This is a genomic window from Leisingera sp. M527 (assembly GCF_025141525.1).
Classification (GTDB): Bacteria; Pseudomonadota; Alphaproteobacteria; order Rhodobacterales; family Rhodobacteraceae; genus Leisingera.
On record NZ_CP081037.1, the window covers coordinates 1,566,143 to 1,581,490 of the forward strand.

A 15,348-nucleotide genomic window follows, 5' to 3' on the forward strand; every position below is an offset into this window, starting at 1 on the left:
TTGAGTATTTTTGCAAAGAAGAAGCCTGGATGGGGCTTCGCCACCGAAACCTGAGGGATGATGCGATGAAGGCACGGGTGCATGTGATGCTGAAGAACGGGGTTCTGGATCCGCAGGGCGAGGCGGTGCGCCACGCGCTGGGGGCCCTGGGCTTTGACAAGGTTGAAGGTGTGCGGCAGGGCAAGGTGATCGATCTGGATCTGGCAGACGGCGCCACCGAGGCAGACGTGACCGCAATGTGCGAAAAGCTGCTGGCCAACACCGTGATCGAATCCTACAGCATCGAGCTGCAGTGATGAAGGCGGCGGTAGTAGTCTTCCCGGGTTCAAACTGTGATCGCGATTTGGCGGTGGCGTTTGAGCAGGCTGGTTTCGACGTGTCGATGGTCTGGCATAAGGACAGCGCGCTGCCGGAAGGCGTTGATATCGTCGGCGTTCCTGGCGGTTTCTCCTACGGCGATTACCTGCGCTGCGGTGCTATCGCGGCGCAATCGCCGATCTGCAAGGCTGTGGTCGCGCACGCAGATCGCGGCGGCTATGCCATCGGCGTCTGCAACGGTTTCCAGATCCTGACCGAAACCGGTGTTTTGCCGGGCGCACTGCTGCGCAACGCAGGTTTGAAATACATCTGCCGCACCGTGGACCTGAAGGTGGCGACGTCTGAGAGCGTCTTTACCCAAGAGTACAGCGCGGGCGATGTGATCGGTGTGCCGATTGCCCACCATGATGGCAATTATTTTGCCGATGCAGAGACCGTCAAGGCGCTGCAGGACCAGGACCGGGTGGCCTTCACCTATGCAGACAACCCCAATGGTTCGGTTGCTGATATTGCCGGTATCCTGTCGGACAACCGCCGCGTGCTCGGCATGATGCCGCACCCGGAACGGGCCGCGGATGAAGGCCACGGCGGCACCGATGGCACGGCAGTGTTCCGCGCATTGGCGGGCATGGTCACTGCGGCGTGACTTGAGGATGCGGGGCGGCCGCAATAGGTATAGTTTATGACCGCCCCGCGCTTTGATGTGACCAAACCCAAGCGGAAGACCGGCTCGCGCACGATTTCGTGGCGCGCGCGGCTGTCGCTTGTGCTGTTCATGCTGGTGGCGGCTGTCACCGTGTGGACCACAAACCGGGCGCTGACCCACCGTTTTACCGAAAGCACCCGCAACCGGGCCGAACTGCGGCTGGCGCTGTATTCGGGCAACCTGCTGAGCGAGCTGCGCCAGCATGCGATTGTGCCGCAGCTGCTGGCGCGCGACCAGACGCTGATTTCGGCACTGCAATCCAATGACTTTTCCCTGTCCACCCAGCGGCTGATCTCCTTTGTGGATGAGATCGGCGCAGCCTCGATCATGCTGCTGGCGCAGGATGGCCGCACTGTGGCCGCAACCGACCGCAACCGGCTGGGCGAGACCCATCGCAATGCTGCCTATTTTGTCGATGCGATCCGGGCCAAGTCGACAGTCTTTTCGGTGATCCCGCGGGAAGTGGGCGGCTACCGTTTCACCTATTCGCGGCGGATGATCGATGCGACCGGCGTCCTGGGCGCGATTGTGGTCGAGGTGGACCTGCAGAAGTTCGAACGGGCCTGGGCCGGGATTTCCGATGCGGTTCTGGTCACCGACAGCACCGGCAATATCATCCTGGCCACCGAGGCCCGTTGGCGTGGTCTGCAGGAGGGTGATGCGCTGACCTTGCAGACGCCCGAGGGCGCCATTCAGCGGGCAATCCGCGCCACCACTGACTGGACCGCGCTGCCGCCGGACGCCTATCTTCAGGGCGAGGCGGTGATGCGGCTGGAAACCCGGGTGCCGTTCCAGGGCTGGCGGATGGCGTCCTTCACCACTTATTCCTCGGTTCGTGAGCGGGTTAACGCGGTGCTGGCGCTGGAAATTATGGGATTCGCCATCCTGCTGGCGCTGGCGTTTTATGCGCTGAGCCGGAAAACCGCGCTGCGCATGGCCTTGTTCCAGCGCGAGTCGGCAGAGCTTCGCGTATTGAATGCGCGCCTCCAGCGGGAAATTGCCGAGCGCGAACGGATGCAAAAGACCCTGGCCGTGGCGGAACAGAGCCTGGCGCAAAGCTCGAAACTGGCCGCCTTGGGGGAGATGTCGGCTGCCGTCAGCCATGAGCTGAACCAGCCGCTGGCGGCGATGAAAACCTATCTGGCCGGCGCCCGTCTGCTGCTTAACCGCAACCGTCCGGATGAGGCGCTGGCCTCCTTTGGCCGGATCGATGATCTGATTGAGCGGATGGGGGCAATCACCCGGCAGCTGAAATCCTATGCGCGCAAGGGCGGCGATACGTTCAGCCCTGTAAACGTGGGCGATGCGCTGGCCTCCAGCCTGTCGATGATGGAACCGCAGCTGCGTCAGCGGCATGTGAAAATCACCCGGATTTTGCCCGAAGAACCTGTTATGGTGATGGGTGACCGGATGCGGCTGGAACAGGTCATGGTCAACCTCTTGCGCAACGCGCTGGACGCCACCAAATCAGTGGCCGACCCGGAGGTGGAAATCCTGCTGGCGGCGGGTGAGACGGCAACCCTGTCGGTGCGCGACAACGGGGTGGGGATCAACGACTTCGATGAATTGTTCGAGCCGTTCTACACCACCAAGCAGCCCGGCGACGGGGTTGGTTTGGGTCTTGCCATCTCCTCGGGGATCGTCAACGACCTTGGGGGACGGCTGACCGCCCGCAACGGCCAGAACGGCGGCGCGGTCTTTGAGATGCAATTGCCGGTCCTGGTGGACGGCATCGAGGCTGCGGAATGAGGCAGCCCCTGAAGATTAGGAGAGAACGCGCATGGCCCAGGCTATGAAAATCGCGATCGTGGACGACGAACAGGATATGCGGCAGTCGATCAGCCAGTGGCTGGCATTGTCGGGTTACGACACCGAGACCTTCTCCAGTGCAGAAGAAGCGCTGAAGGTGCTGGGGCCGGATTACCCGGGGATCGTGATCTCAGACATCAAGATGCCCGGCATGGACGGGATGCAGTTCCTGAAAAAGCTGATGGGCAGCGATTCTGCGCTGCCGGTGATCATGATCACCGGCCACGGCGATGTGCCGATGGCGGTGGAGGCGATGCGCGTGGGCGCCTTCGACTTCCTGGAAAAACCGTTCAATCCGGACCGGATGTCGGAACTGGCCAAGCGCGCCACTGGTGCGCGCCGCCTGACGCTGGACAACCGGGTGCTGCGGCGTGAATTGTCGGATGGCGGCCAGATCATGAAGAAACTGATCGGCCAAAGCCCGGTTATGGAACGCCTGCGCGAGGACATCCTGGATCTTGGCCAGGCGGACGGCCATGTGCTGATCGACGGCGAGACCGGCACCGGCAAAACCCTGGTGGCGCATGCGCTGCACGCGGTTGGCAGCCGCGCGGGCAAGAAATTCGTGCTGATCTCCTGTGCTGCCTTGGAAGAGGAAGCGCTTGCCAAACGCCTGTTCGGGCCGATGCAACCCGAAGACAGCATGCTTCCGGCAGTCGAGGAGGCCCGTGGCGGCACCCTGGTGCTGGAAGATATCGACGCGCTGTCTGAGACATTGCAGGCCAAGCTGCTGAGTGTGATCAACGAGCAGGGCACCCCGGCAGAAACCCGGATCATTGCAATTTCCAACCTGCAGGAAGCGGGCAAGACCTGCGAAGACGCGCTGCGCCCGGATCTGTTCTACCGCCTGGCAGCGCTGCGCATCACCGTGCCGCCGCTGCGCCAGCGCGGCGAAGATATCCTGACGCTGTTCACCCGCCTGTCCGAGCAATTCTCGGAAGAATACGGCTGCGAGGCGCCGCAGGTCAGCGCGCAGGAGGCGGCACAGCTGCTGCAGGCACCCTGGCCGGGCAACGTGCGTCAGCTGATCAACATCGCCGAACGCGCGGTCCTGCAGTCGCGCCGCGGCTCGGGCACCATTGCCTCGCTTTTGATGTCCGATCACGAGGAAATGCAGCCGGTGATGACCACCGAAGGCAAGCCGCTGAAGGAATATGTGGAAGCCTTTGAGCGGATGCTGATCGACAACACCATGCGCCGCCACAAAGGGTCTATTGCCAGCGTGATGGACGAGCTGTGCCTGCCGCGCCGGACGCTGAACGAGAAGATGGCCAAATACGGCCTGCAGCGGTCCGACTATCTGGCGTAACTGCCGCTGCCGCTGTTTTCGGCACGGGAACCGGCTGGGAAAACAATTGCTTGCGCGCCGGAGTTTTATTGGAACTCCGGCAGCCGGCTGAAAACTAACCACAATTTAACGCATTGTCTGCTATGGGCCGGCAGGTTTCATTTTCAATGCCTGTGGTGACGAATGTCCATTGTCATTACCTATCCACAGGCCTTATGCTGACCAAACGGGCCGGAAACCGGTGTATGGTTCCCCCGTTCTTATGAGTTTCGCTGACTGCGGTTTTTGTCCGGCATGATCCGAGAAAGCTGCAGTCAGACCGATTGGCCCTCTGAACTTTGGAGGGCAGTTTAGCGCCCAAGCCGGAATTTAAGCCGGTGCTGGGATAATGTGGCAGGGACGGGCAGCACCCGCCTGCCGGAGAAGAACCGCGATGACGCGCGCGAGAGCGAAAAGCACTGAGGCAGGAAGGCCGGGCATCGACCCCGGGACCACCTGCTGCACCGCGCCGTCCCAGATCGCCCTGACAAGACACCACCCGAAACGTGCGCGGCCGCCTGGAAACAAGAGGCTTGCGGACGCACAGGGCAGGTGCACCAAGGACACATGGCAAAGAAGATGCTTATCGACGCCACCCACGCGGAAGAGACCCGTGTTGTGGTTGTGGATGGAAACAAGGTTGAGGAATTCGACTTTGAATCCGAAAATAAACGCCAGCTTGCTGGCAATATTTACCTCGCAAAAGTAACCCGGGTCGAACCGTCGCTGCAGGCGGCGTTTGTGGAATATGGCGGCAACCGCCATGGTTTCCTGGCGTTTTCCGAAATCCACCCGGATTATTACCAGATCCCCGTCGCCGACCGTGAGGCGCTGATGGAGGAAGAGCGCGCCTATGCCGAGGCGATGCGTGCCCGCGACGAGGAAGACGACGAAAAACCGGCCAAGCCCAAACGGTCGCGCCGGTCCAAATCCGCCGCCAAGGCTGCCAAAACCTCTTCTGATGATGCGGTGGAAACCAAGGAGGTTGAGGCCTCTGAGGAGAAGACCGCTGAAATCGCCGGAATGGAGACCATCGACCTGAGCGACAGTGCTGAGGCCGGGGATGATCTGGCGGACGTGCCGGAAGGGTCCTCGCCGGTGGAACATGTCGCGGAAACGCCGGTGGAAGAGCCGGAAGACGATGATGTGTCTGCACCTGAGGCAGCCGAATCCGACGTGCCTGCCGGATCCGCTGAGACCGCTGGCGAAGAAGCACCTGCAGAGGCGGCAGCTGAGGCCGTCGTTGCCGAAGAGGCATCCGCAGAAGCTGCGGAAGAGCCTGCAGCCAAGGCTGAAGCCGGCTCCGAACCAGCCGCCGAAGCAGCTGAGGACGATGCAGAAGCGACCGCTTCGGAAGCCGCATCTGCCAATGCCGGTGCTGACTCCGCAGACAGCGGCGACAGCGATGAAGACGCGGGCGAAACCGGCCGTGCCGATGCAACCTCCAAAGATGACAGCATCGAATCCGTTGCCGATGAGGACGACAGCGAGGACATCCGTCCGCCGCGCAAGCCGCGTCCGCGCCGCTACAAGATCCAGGAAGTCATCAAAGTCCGCCAGGTCCTGCTGGTGCAGGTCGTCAAGGAAGAGCGCGGCAACAAGGGTGCGGCTCTGACAACCTACCTGTCGCTGGCCGGCCGCTATTGCGTGCTGATGCCCAACACTGCCCGCGGCGGCGGCATCTCCCGCAAAATCACCAACGCGGATGACCGCAAGAAGCTGAAGGATATCGCAACCGAACTGGACGTGCCGACCGGCGCGGGCCTGATCGTGCGCACCGCAGGTGCCAAACGCACCAAATCCGAGATCAAGCGCGACTATGAATACCTGCAGCGGATGTGGGAACAGATCCGCGAGCTGACACTGAAATCCATCGCGCCGGCCAAGATCTATGAAGAAGGCGACCTGATCAAACGCTCGATCCGCGATCTTTACAGCCGCGAGATCGACGAGGTTCTGGTCGAAGGCGAGCGCGGCTACCGCATCGCCAAGGACTTCATGAAAATGATCATGCCGTCCCATGCCAAGAACGTGAAAAACTACCAGGAAGGGCTGCCGCTGTTCGCCCGCTTCCAGGTGGAAAGCTACTTGGCAGGCATGTTCAACCCGACCGTGCAGCTGAAATCCGGCGGCTACATCGTGATCGGCGTGACCGAGGCGCTGGTGGCAATTGACGTGAACTCGGGCCGGGCCACCAAACAGGGTTCGATCGAGGAAACCGCGCTTAACACCAACCTGGAGGCGGCTGAAGAAGTCGCCCGCCAGCTGCGTCTGCGCGACCTTGCCGGCCTGATCGTGATCGACTTCATCGACATGGACGAGCGCAAGAACAACGCCGCCGTCGAAAAACGGATGAAGGACAAGCTGAAGACCGATCGTGCCCGCATCCAGGTGGGCCGGATCTCGGGCTTTGGCTTGATGGAAATGTCGCGCCAGCGCCTGCGCCCCGGCATGATCGAGGCAACGACCGCTCCGTGCCCGCATTGCCATGGCACCGGACTGATCCGCTCCGACGACTCGATGGCGCTGTCGATCCTGCGCCAGATCGAAGAAGAGGGCACCCGCCGCCGCTCTCGCGAAGTGCTGGTGCGCTGCCCGGTCTCCATCGCCAACTTCCTGATGAACCAGAAGCGCGAGCATATCGCCCAGATCGAAGCCCGCTACGGCCTGTCCGTGCGCATCGAAGGCGATCCGCATCTGGTCAGCCCGGATTTTGTGCTGGAGAAGTTCAAAACCGCATCCCGCGTGGTGCCTGCTGCGACTGCTCCGGTGGTGTCCGTTGATACCTCGATCATGGATCAGGTGGATGCTGAGGAAGCCAGCGAGGAAGAGGCAGAAGCTCCCGCAGCCGTAGAGGCCGCACCCGCCGCCGAAGAGGCTGAGCAGGACGACAAGCCCAAGCGCAAGCGCCGCCGCCGCCGCCGCCGGAAATCCGGCAATGGCGAACAGGGCCAGGATGGTGAAAACGGCGATGAGGCGTCTGACGAGCCGCAGCAGCAGGATGACGCTGCTGAGCCTGCGGAGGCTGCCGCCGAAGGTGAAGGCGCTGCCGCAGAAGAGGTGAAGGAAAAGAAACCTTCCCGCAGCCGCACCCGTACCCGGTCGCGCAAGCCGAAGGCCAAACCGGCTGAGGCAGAAGCCGCGGAGGAGGCTCCCGCCGCTGCGGAGACTGCCGAAGCTTCCGTGCAGGACGCCCCGGCCGCGGCTGACGCTGAAGATGCCCCTGCAGCGGAAACCGTTGCGCAGGCCCCGTCTGAAGACGCTGCAGAAGGCGCACCAGCCGCTGCTGCCCCGGATGCTGAGCCTGCCGCGGACAGTACTGCAGAAGCGCAAGATGCCGCTCCGGCAGAAGCCACTGCTCCGGCAGAAGTCACCGCTGTTGAAGTGGAAGCTGCCCCGGCAGAACCGGTTGCCGCTGAAGCCGAGGCTGTACCGGCGGAAGAGCCTGTAGAGGCAGCACCGGACGCCGCTGCCGAGGCGGTGGCAGAACAGCCTGCTGCAGAAGAGGCCGCCCAGCCGGAGCCCGCACCCTCGCAAGAGGAGAAGCAGCCGGAACCTGCAATGGCCGTTGCTGCAGCTGAACCGGAACCGGCGGCACCGCCCAAGCCGAAACGCCGCGGCTGGTGGTCGGTGGGCAGCTGATTGCTAAGTGATAACTAATGGGAGGCAGGCCAAAGCGCCTGCCTTTCTTTTTTTGGCGGTATTGCCAGCGAAGGAAACGCAGCCGGCGGCGTGTCAGGAAAGCGCATCCTAGGGCGGGGCTTCGTTCGGAAGCCACGCGGTATCAACTCCGGAAAGCGCGTCGAATTCCGCAGCTGTCCGGACAGGGCGCCAAGGCGCCTTTGGTTTTAGCTGCCCTTGCGGATCAGATAGGCTTGGTGGCCAGCGCCGTCGCTGTGGCCGAGGAATTCATGGCCCGCCTCATTGCAGAAATGCGGCACGTCAATCACCGCTGCCGGATCATCCGCCAGCAGTTGCAGCACATGGCCGGGCTGCAGCGATTTCAACCGCTTACGGGCCTTCAGGACGGGCAGGGGGCACAGCAGCCCGATGGCATCCAATGTCTCATTGATCTCGGTCATGGTGTGCAGATAAGCGGGATGTTTCATGCTGTCCACAAGGATGTGACCAACCCGCCCCGTGACGTTGGTCAATTGCTGGCATAAGTGTGGGACATGTTTGGAATCGAGATCATAGACGCAGGGCTGCTCCCTGCCATGCTGGTGGCGCTGCTAGGCGGCGTGATCAGTTTTCTGTCGCCCTGCGTCCTGCCGATTGTGCCGCCGTATCTGGCCTATATGAGCGGTGTCACCATTGGCGAGATGCAAGGCACCGGCGCAGCCCGGCGCAAGGCGGTCATCGCAGCTCTGTTCTTTGTGATGGGACTGTCCACGGTGTTTCTGCTGCTGGGCTTCACCGCCTCGGTGTTTGGTGCATTTGTGCTGAAAAATCAGGAGCTTTTTGCGCAAGTTTCAGGTGTGGTTGTAATCATATTCGGCCTGCATTTCCTGTCTGTGTTCCGCATTCCGCTGCTGGACCGCGAGGCGCGGATGGAGGCGGGCGAGTCCGGTGGTTCCGCCTTGGGGGCTTATGTTCTGGGGCTGGCCTTTGCCTTTGGCTGGACGCCTTGCATCGGGCCGCAGCTGGGCGCGATCCTGTCTCTGGCAGCCTCTGAAGCTTCGGTCAGCCGGGGCACAATCCTGCTCGGCGTTTATGCCGCAGGTCTGGGCATTCCCTTTCTGCTGGCGGCAATGTTTCTCACCCGTTCCATGGTGTTGATGAACAAGATGAAGCGCCATATGGGACTGATTGAAAAGGTGATGGGCGGGCTGCTGCTGGTTGTCGGCATCATGCTGGTCACCGGGTTGTTCACCACCTTCTCCTGGTGGCTGCTGGAAACCTTCCCGGCACTGGCAACGCTGGGCTGAGCCTGAGATGTTCAAAGGGGCCTTGGGGCCCCTTTTTCTTTTCCATTCCTGGCCTTACTCTTGCCGGAATGCACTGCTAGTCTGGCCGCAGAACAAAAATGCAGGCCAAGGCGTGACACAGCAGGAGCACGGTCAACAGCAGGTGCGCAAGCGGCGGGTATTCTACATACCCGGCTATGATCCGATTCATCCGCGCCGTTACCGCGAGCTGTACCGCAAGGAAGGCACCGCGCAGGCCGGGGTTTCCGGCTACAGCCTGGCACTGTCCCCCAAACAAACCAAAGGCCCCTATGGCTGGCACGTTGTGTCAGAGATGGATGGTCTTTGCACTGAGGCGGACATCGAGGTGCTGGTCTGGTCCGACATCGTGCGCGGCAGTATGGAGGCAACCATTCCCGGTACCTATTGGCAGCTATTGCGCACCGCCTGGATCTATATCTCCACAGGTGCACTGCGGCGGCTGATGCGGCTGCGCAAAGGGCCGGTGATCGCCGCACTTTACCCGGTGGGGATGCTGCTGTTGCAGGCGTTTCTGGCGCTGCTGCTGGCGTGGGGTGTTGCCTATGTCTTTGGGGCGGTGGCCGGTTCCGCCGGCCTTTCAGGTCCGGTAGCGCTGGCCATTGGCTGGGCCTTGGGTCTTGGTTGCGGCTGCGCGCTGCTGCGCTGGTTCAAAAAGCGGGACGGCAAGTTCTTCGCCTATTACCTGATGCATGATTATGCGCATTCCGCGGCCTCCCGCGGCGCCATCCCGCCGGAGATGGAAGCGCGGATGCGCGCGTTCCGCGCGCTGATCTCGGAGGCGCTGCAAGATCCTGATCTGGACGAGGTGCTGGTGGCGGGGCATTCCTCGGGCGCTCATGTTGGCGTGTCCGTCCTGGCGGATCTGATCCGCGCGGGTCTGCCGTTGAACCGGCCGGCGCTGGGGTTTCTGACCTTGGGGCAGGTTGTGCCCATGGTGTCCTTCTTGCCGCGGGCCGAGCGTTTGCGGGCTGATCTGCAGTATCTGTCCCAGCGGCAGGAGCTGGCTTGGGTTGATGTCACGGCACCAGGTGATGGCTGCGCTTTTGCACTGTGCGATCCGGTGTCGGTCAGCGGCGTCGCGGTTGAGGGCAAGCGCTGGCCGCTGGTGTTCTCCGCCGCCTTCACCCAGACGCTCAGCCCGGAACGCTGGCAACAGCTGCGCTGGCGGTTTTTCCGGCTGCACTTTCAGTATCTCTGCGCCTTCGACCGGCCGGGCGACTATGATTACTTCCGCATCACAGCCGGACCGCTGACGCTGGCGGAACGCTACAAGGACCGCAAACCGTCGCAGTCCCGGATTGATGCGGCAGTGTCGAAGTTCACGTCGGTGGCGGCTGAATGACCCAAGCCTTGCCGCCGAAACCGCCCGCACGCCCGGACCGCGTGTCGCTGTGGCGCTATGTGAAACTGTTCCGCCAGGATATTCTGTCGGCCCAGCCCGCGCGCCTGTACCGCGCCTGGATGGCCGAGTTCCGCACGCCGTTTTTCCGTTCCTTCCTGGTCAACCAGCCGGAGCTGGTGAAAGTGCTGCTGAAAGAGCGACCCGAAGATTTTCCCAAGTCGGACCGGATTGCCGAGGGGTTGAAGCCGTTGCTGGGGAACTCCGTTTTCCTGACCAATGGCGAGGCCTGGAAACGGCAGCGGCGGATCATCGATCCGGCCTTTGAAGGCGGACGGCTTAAGGACACTTACCCGGCGATGCGCGCCGCGGCAGAGGCCGCAGTGGAACGGCTGAAGGAACGGCAAGGACTTGTCGAGATTGAGGAGGAAACGTCGCACGCAGCGGCGGATGTAATCTTTCGAACGCTGTTCTCGATCCCGATCGAGCATCAGGTCGCAGGACAGGTCTTTAGCCGGTTCCGTGACTACCAGCGCAGCCAGCCGCTGTTGAACCTGGCAGCCTTTGTCCCATTGCCGCGCTGGATGCCGCGGTTTTTCCGCCGCGGCACCCGCCGGAACGCTGAGGTGATCCGCGAGCTGATTGCACAGCTGACCCGCGAACGAATGGATGCCATCAAGGCGGGCACGGCACCGGATGACCTGGCCACTAAGATCATGACCACCCGGGACCCGGAAACAGGCAGCACCTTTGATACCGCCGAAATGGTGGACCAGGTCGCGATCTTCTTTCTTGCGGGCCATGAAACCAGCGCCTCGGCATTGGCCTGGGCGCTGTATCTGATGGCGCTTTATCCTGGTTGGCAAGAGAAGGTGGCAGCTGAGGCCGAGGCGCTGGCGGATGAAAGCTTTGCCGCGGTTTCAAAGCTGAGGGTCAGCAGGGATGTGTTCCGCGAAACCCTGCGGCTGTATCCGCCGGTGCCGATGATGGTGCGCGAGGCAGCCTGTCCGGAGCAGTTCCGAGACCGCGACGTGCCAAAGGGCGCGCAGATGGTGCTCAGCCCCTGGCATCTGCACCGGCATGAGCGGCTGTGGGAGAACCCGGATGGGTTTGACCCTTCCCGCTGGCAAACGGAGAACGGCAAGCAGTGCCAGCGGGACGCGTATATCCCTTTCTCGGCGGGGGCACGTGTCTGTACCGGCGCTGGGTTTGCCATGGTGGAAGGACCGTTGATCCTGTCGATGATCCTGCGCGCGTTCCGCGTAGCTCCGGTTGCGGCGCAGGTGCCGGTGCCCGTGGCGCATCTTACGGTGCGGTCGAAGAATGGGATCTGGCTGCAGCTGTCGCGGCGTTAGCCAAGAAAATTCGAATTTTCTTGGCAAATTTCTTCGAAGAAATTTGCATCACTGGATGATGCGCACGGCGTCCTGATTGCAGAAGATGACAACCTGACCGGCGTTTTCGACGGCTCGAAATCCACGGCGCTTAAGTTCACAGTGAAAGCGGTCCCAGCCAAGCAGCCGTTCAATATCGCGCTTCTGGCGGCGGACAACACCGCCTTTTGCAGCAGCCTGGGACCGGAAAATCTGCTGTATCCAGGCATCAGCGGTGAGAGGAGCAGGCACAGGCATAGCAGCACGATGCCAAACCGTGGTTAACGTGCCCTTAACCGGTGCAGCACAAACAGCCTGATCGCTGAGGCCAATCCGCAATCCTCGCCGCGGGCTTCATCAATTCCGGCAGCCAAATCATTGATTGCACGGCCGTCTTGCGCGGCAATCTCGCGGAAGGCATCCCAGAAGTCATCCTCCAGCGACACCGACGTCCGGTGCCCGCGCAAGGTCAGTGAGTGCTTCTTGGGCCGGCTGTTCATTCGTCGCGCTTATGGTCGTCCAGGCGCCGGACGTCTTGCACATTGCGCGCCTTGTCCAATTCCTTTTCCGCCTTGGTCCGCCCGAAGGTCACGGCGTTCTGGTCTGCGCGGGCCTTTTTCCCGGCCCGCGCTTTTTCCTTTCTGTACCGGTTCAGATTGACCGGGCCTGAACCGGAGCCAGCCATCAGTCCTTGGGGCCGATCATCTGTTCGGGACGGACCACGGCATCAAAAGTCGCCTCGTCCACGAAGCCAAGCGCGACCGCCTCTTCCTTCAGCGTGGTGCCGTTCTTATGCGCGGTCTTGGCAACCTTGGTGGCGTTGTCATAGCCGATGGTCGGCGCCAGTGCAGTGACCAGCATCAGCGACTCTTTCATCAGCTTGTCGATGCGCGGCTCATTGGCCTGGATGCCGTTCAGCATCCGCTCGGTAAAGCTGTCCGCCGCGTCGCCCAACAGCTGGATGGATTGCAGCAGGTTGTAGGACATCATCGGGTTGTAGACGTTCAACTCGAAATGACCTTGCGAGCCTGCGAATTTGATCGCGGCATCATTGCCCATCACATGGGCGGCCACCTGGGTCAGTGCCTCTGCCTGGGTCGGATTTACTTTGCCCGGCATGATTGAGGAGCCTGGCTCGTTCTCCGGCAGGATCAGCTCACCCAGGCCCGAGCGCGGGCCCGAGCCGAGGAAGCGGATGTCATTTGCAATCTTGTAGCAGCTGCCCGCGATAGTGGCCAAAGCGCCGGACAGGAACACCATCGCGTCATGGGCGGCCAGTGCCTCGAACTTGTTCGGAGCAGTGACAAACGGCAGGCCGGTGATTTCGGCCATATTGGCAGCAACGGTTTCGCCCCAGCCTTTCTGCGTGTTCAGACCGGTGCCAACCGCGGTGCCACCCTGCGCTAGCTCATAGATGCCGGGCATCGCCGCTTGGACCCTCGCCAGACCCTGGCGGATTTGATGCGCGTAGCCGCCGAACTCCTGGCCCAGCGTCAGCGGGGTGGCGTCCTGGGTATGGGTGCGGCCGATCTTGATGATGTCCTTGAACGCCTCAGCTTTTGCCTCCAGCCCTTCGGCGAGCTTGGTCAGGCCCGGCACCAGCACGTCGCGAACGGACATCGCGGTGGCAATATGCATGGCAGTGGGGAAGGTATCGTTGGAAGACTGGCCCATATTGCAGTGATCGTTCGGGTGCACCGGATCCTTGGAGCCGATCACGCCGCCCAGGATTTCAATCGCGCGGTTGGCGATCACCTCGTTGGAGTTCATGTTGGACTGGGTGCCGGAACCGGTTTGCCACACCACCAGCGGGAAGTTGTCGTCGAACTTGCCCGCGACAACTTCGCCGGCTGCTTGAATAACGGCATCACCGATCCTGGCGTCCAGCTTGCCCGAGGCCTTGTTGGCCATGGCGCAGGCCTGTTTGATCACCCCCAGCGCGCGCACAATGGCGACAGGCTGCTTTTCCCAGCCAATGGGAAAATTCATGATCGACCGCTGGGTCTGGGCGCCCCAATACTTGTCTGCGGGGACTTCAAGCGGGCCAAAGCTGTCGGTTTCGGTGCGGGTTTCGGACATCCGTCTTCTCTCCGTTGAGTATGCGATTGTATGCCGTGTAGCCTGTGCCGGAATGCGGCGCAATTGGCCAGTTGCGCGCAGCATAGCCAAATGGCAGGTAAGGTATAGTGTCGAATTGGCGCAATCCAATCCATGCCATTGTCTCAATCCATGCTATGGTTACACTGCGTGGGACGGGGCGGGAGACGGGCAAATTTGTATCCGGAAAGGAATTGATCGTGCCAATCCGTCTGTGTGAAGTTCTGTCACTGAAATCCCTGGCCGTGCCTGCATTGGCCGCCTGTTTGCTGCTGTGCGGGGCGGTGCAGGGGATTGCTGCCGGTATTTCGCAGTTTGCCGGCGAATATTCCGGCAGCGTCGACGTCGTCAAGACAGATGGCGACACCGATCCCCGGGACATGAGCGTTATCATCCACGAGATGAAGAAGGGGTTCACCATCAAATGGACCTCGACCACCGAAAAGGATGACGGCAGCAAGAAGACCAAGACCTATGAAATCGAATTCCAGAAAAGCGGGCGCAATGGCGTCTACTCTGCGGCAATGACACGCAATGTGTTTGGTCATGCGGTGCCGTTGAACCCGATGGAAGGCGAACCCTTCGTCTGGGGCCGGCTGACTGGTGATACGCTGACGGTCTTTTCGCTGTTTATTCACCCGAACGGCGACTACGAGATGCAGCAGTATGACAGGACCCTGGCCGATGGCGGGCTGGATCTGGTTTACATTTCACGGTTGAACGGCGAACCGCGCCGGCGGCTCGAGACCTTCCTGGCCAGGCAATAGGCCAAGGAACAGGCCGGACATGAAAAAGGCAGCCGGACGGGCTGCCTGATACTGCGCGATGGGTAAGCCCGCCTATTTGCGGAAGCTGTCCAGCGACACGACATCCGCGTCTTTCTTGTCTTCTTCCGCTGGCTCCTCGGCGCCGTCTTGTTCCTCAGCCGCATCTGTGACCGCGGAAAAGCCTTCCGGCTCTTCATCGGCGGACTCAAACCGCAGTCCGAATTCCACCGACGGGTCCACAAAGGTGCGGATCGCGTCATAGGGAATGTAAAGCGGTTCAGGAGAATCGCCGAAGTTCAGCGTGACCGCAAAACCGTCCTCATCCACGGTCAGATTGTCGAACCAATGCTGCATGACAACGGTCATTTCACCGGGATACCGGTCGGACAGCCAATCGGCCAGCTCCACATCCGGGTGGGCTGTGTCGAAGGTGATGAAAAAGTGGTGGTTACCGGGCAAGCCATTGTCGGAGATATCCTGCAGCACGGTCCGGATCAGGCCGCGCATGGCAGAGTGCATCAGGTTGCCATAGTCGATTTCACGGGACATGCAGTCACCCTTTGTTCATTTGTCACCAGCATAGGAGATTCTGGCGGAAACAAAAGAGCAGCCTTTTCGCAGGATCAAATTTTATTGCGGCTGACGGTGCTTTGCGGGTATCGG

At 61.5% G+C, this 15,348-nt stretch carries 15 protein-coding genes; 9 read left to right on the forward strand and 6 right to left on the reverse strand.

Going from position 1 to position 15,348, the window contains the following annotated elements:
- Window positions 1–65 precede the first annotated feature (65 nt).
- From purS to K3555_RS07875, 5 genes are all read left to right on the forward strand, one after another.
- Entirely contained in the window at window positions 66–296 is a 231-nt protein-coding gene (purS, locus tag K3555_RS07855) for a phosphoribosylformylglycinamidine synthase subunit PurS (RefSeq protein ID WP_027258722.1), read from the forward strand.
- Complete coding sequence (purQ, locus tag K3555_RS07860; protein WP_260008050.1) at window positions 296–964, forward strand: phosphoribosylformylglycinamidine synthase subunit PurQ; 669 nt, start codon at window positions 296–298, stop codon at window positions 962–964. Before purS ends, purQ begins: the two co-directional genes overlap by 1 nt.
- 36 nt (window positions 965–1,000) lie before the next feature.
- Window positions 1,001–2,773 (forward strand): ATP-binding protein, encoded by a 1,773-nt coding sequence (locus K3555_RS07865; RefSeq protein ID WP_134830032.1) that lies wholly within the window; start codon window positions 1,001–1,003, stop codon window positions 2,771–2,773.
- A gap of 31 nt (window positions 2,774–2,804) precedes the next feature.
- Window positions 2,805–4,142 (forward strand): sigma-54 dependent transcriptional regulator, encoded by a 1,338-nt coding sequence (locus K3555_RS07870; protein WP_259991703.1) that lies wholly within the window; start codon window positions 2,805–2,807, stop codon window positions 4,140–4,142.
- A 585-nt stretch (window positions 4,143–4,727) separates the two neighbouring features.
- Window positions 4,728–7,802 (forward strand): ribonuclease E/G, encoded by a 3,075-nt coding sequence (locus tag K3555_RS07875; protein ID WP_260008051.1) that lies wholly within the window; start codon window positions 4,728–4,730, stop codon window positions 7,800–7,802.
- Between the two features lie 206 nt (window positions 7,803–8,008).
- Here the strand turns inward: K3555_RS07875 and K3555_RS07880 are convergent, their stop codons facing one another.
- The gene (locus K3555_RS07880) at window positions 8,009–8,242 is read right to left on the reverse strand and encodes a sulfurtransferase TusA family protein (protein ID WP_259992595.1); all 234 of its coding nucleotides are present in this window, start codon (window positions 8,240–8,242) and stop codon (window positions 8,009–8,011) included.
- Between the two features lie 93 nt (window positions 8,243–8,335).
- On the opposite strand from K3555_RS07880, the gene K3555_RS07885 reads away from it, so the two are divergent.
- From K3555_RS07885 to K3555_RS07895, 3 genes are all read left to right on the forward strand, one after another.
- Window positions 8,336–9,088: a cytochrome c biogenesis CcdA family protein gene (locus K3555_RS07885; RefSeq protein ID WP_259991707.1), complete on the forward strand. Its 753-nt coding sequence runs from the start codon at window positions 8,336–8,338 to the stop codon at window positions 9,086–9,088.
- 112 nt (window positions 9,089–9,200) lie between these two features.
- The gene (locus K3555_RS07890) at window positions 9,201–10,451 is read left to right on the forward strand and encodes a hypothetical protein (protein ID WP_260008052.1); all 1,251 of its coding nucleotides are present in this window, start codon (window positions 9,201–9,203) and stop codon (window positions 10,449–10,451) included.
- Entirely contained in the window at window positions 10,448–11,803 is a 1,356-nt protein-coding gene (locus K3555_RS07895) for a cytochrome P450 (RefSeq protein ID WP_260008053.1), read from the forward strand. Before K3555_RS07890 ends, K3555_RS07895 begins: the two co-directional genes overlap by 4 nt.
- A gap of 48 nt (window positions 11,804–11,851) precedes the next feature.
- On the opposite strand, the gene K3555_RS07900 is transcribed toward K3555_RS07895, so the two are convergent.
- From K3555_RS07900 to fumC, 4 genes are read right to left on the reverse strand one after another with little or no spacing between them, the layout of a single operon-like run.
- Window positions 11,852–12,079 (reverse strand): N-(5'-phosphoribosyl)anthranilate isomerase, encoded by a 228-nt coding sequence (locus K3555_RS07900; protein ID WP_260008054.1) that lies wholly within the window; start codon window positions 12,077–12,079, stop codon window positions 11,852–11,854.
- A 23-nt stretch (window positions 12,080–12,102) separates the two neighbouring features.
- Entirely contained in the window at window positions 12,103–12,321 is a 219-nt protein-coding gene (locus K3555_RS07905) for a ribbon-helix-helix domain-containing protein (RefSeq protein WP_129371131.1), read from the reverse strand.
- Window positions 12,318–12,506, reverse strand: a complete 189-nt coding sequence (locus K3555_RS07910) for a DUF4169 family protein (RefSeq protein WP_259991712.1) — start codon at window positions 12,504–12,506, stop codon at window positions 12,318–12,320. The genes K3555_RS07905 and K3555_RS07910 overlap by 4 nt, the downstream gene beginning before the upstream one ends.
- Window positions 12,506–13,900, reverse strand: coding sequence for a class II fumarate hydratase (gene fumC / locus K3555_RS07915; protein WP_260008055.1), 1,395 nt, complete (start codon window positions 13,898–13,900; stop codon window positions 12,506–12,508). The genes K3555_RS07910 and fumC overlap by 1 nt, the downstream gene beginning before the upstream one ends.
- A gap of 218 nt (window positions 13,901–14,118) precedes the next feature.
- Between fumC and K3555_RS07920 the strand changes: the two genes are divergently transcribed.
- Window positions 14,119–14,685 (forward strand): hypothetical protein, encoded by a 567-nt coding sequence (locus K3555_RS07920; RefSeq protein WP_311200030.1) that lies wholly within the window; start codon window positions 14,119–14,121, stop codon window positions 14,683–14,685.
- Window positions 14,686–14,757: 72 nt separating this feature from the next.
- Here K3555_RS07920 and K3555_RS07925 read toward each other — a convergent pair whose 3' ends face one another.
- A complete protein-coding gene (locus tag K3555_RS07925; RefSeq protein WP_259998769.1) occupies window positions 14,758–15,234 on the reverse strand; it encodes an SspB family protein in 477 nt (158 codons plus the stop codon).
- Window positions 15,235–15,348 lie beyond the last annotated feature (114 nt).

What these genes read in the sequence shown, in the direction of transcription:
- K3555_RS07880 (WP_259992595.1), bottom strand. Translation starts at nt 8,242, where the DNA reads ATGACCGAGATCAATGAGACATTGGATGCCATCGGGCTGCTGTGCCCC.
- K3555_RS07925 (WP_259998769.1), bottom strand. Translation starts at nt 15,234, where the DNA reads ATGTCCCGTGAAATCGACTATGGCAACCTGATGCACTCTGCCATGCGC.
- purS (WP_027258722.1), top strand. Translation starts at nt 66, where the DNA reads ATGAAGGCACGGGTGCATGTGATGCTGAAGAACGGGGTTCTGGATCCG.
- K3555_RS07905 (WP_129371131.1), bottom strand. Translation starts at nt 12,321, where the DNA reads ATGAACAGCCGGCCCAAGAAGCACTCACTGACCTTGCGCGGGCACCGG.
- fumC (WP_260008055.1), bottom strand. Translation starts at nt 13,900, where the DNA reads ATGTCCGAAACCCGCACCGAAACCGACAGCTTTGGCCCGCTTGAAGTC.
- purQ (WP_260008050.1), top strand. Translation starts at nt 296, where the DNA reads ATGAAGGCGGCGGTAGTAGTCTTCCCGGGTTCAAACTGTGATCGCGAT.
- K3555_RS07910 (WP_259991712.1), bottom strand. Translation starts at nt 12,506, where the DNA reads ATGGCTGGCTCCGGTTCAGGCCCGGTCAATCTGAACCGGTACAGAAAG.
- K3555_RS07900 (WP_260008054.1), bottom strand. Translation starts at nt 12,079, where the DNA reads ATGCCTGTGCCTGCTCCTCTCACCGCTGATGCCTGGATACAGCAGATT.
- K3555_RS07865 (WP_134830032.1), top strand. Translation starts at nt 1,001, where the DNA reads ATGACCGCCCCGCGCTTTGATGTGACCAAACCCAAGCGGAAGACCGGC.
- K3555_RS07870 (WP_259991703.1), top strand. Translation starts at nt 2,805, where the DNA reads ATGGCCCAGGCTATGAAAATCGCGATCGTGGACGACGAACAGGATATG.
- K3555_RS07885 (WP_259991707.1), top strand. Translation starts at nt 8,336, where the DNA reads ATGTTTGGAATCGAGATCATAGACGCAGGGCTGCTCCCTGCCATGCTG.
- K3555_RS07875 (WP_260008051.1), top strand. Translation starts at nt 4,728, where the DNA reads ATGGCAAAGAAGATGCTTATCGACGCCACCCACGCGGAAGAGACCCGT.
- K3555_RS07895 (WP_260008053.1), top strand. Translation starts at nt 10,448, where the DNA reads ATGACCCAAGCCTTGCCGCCGAAACCGCCCGCACGCCCGGACCGCGTG.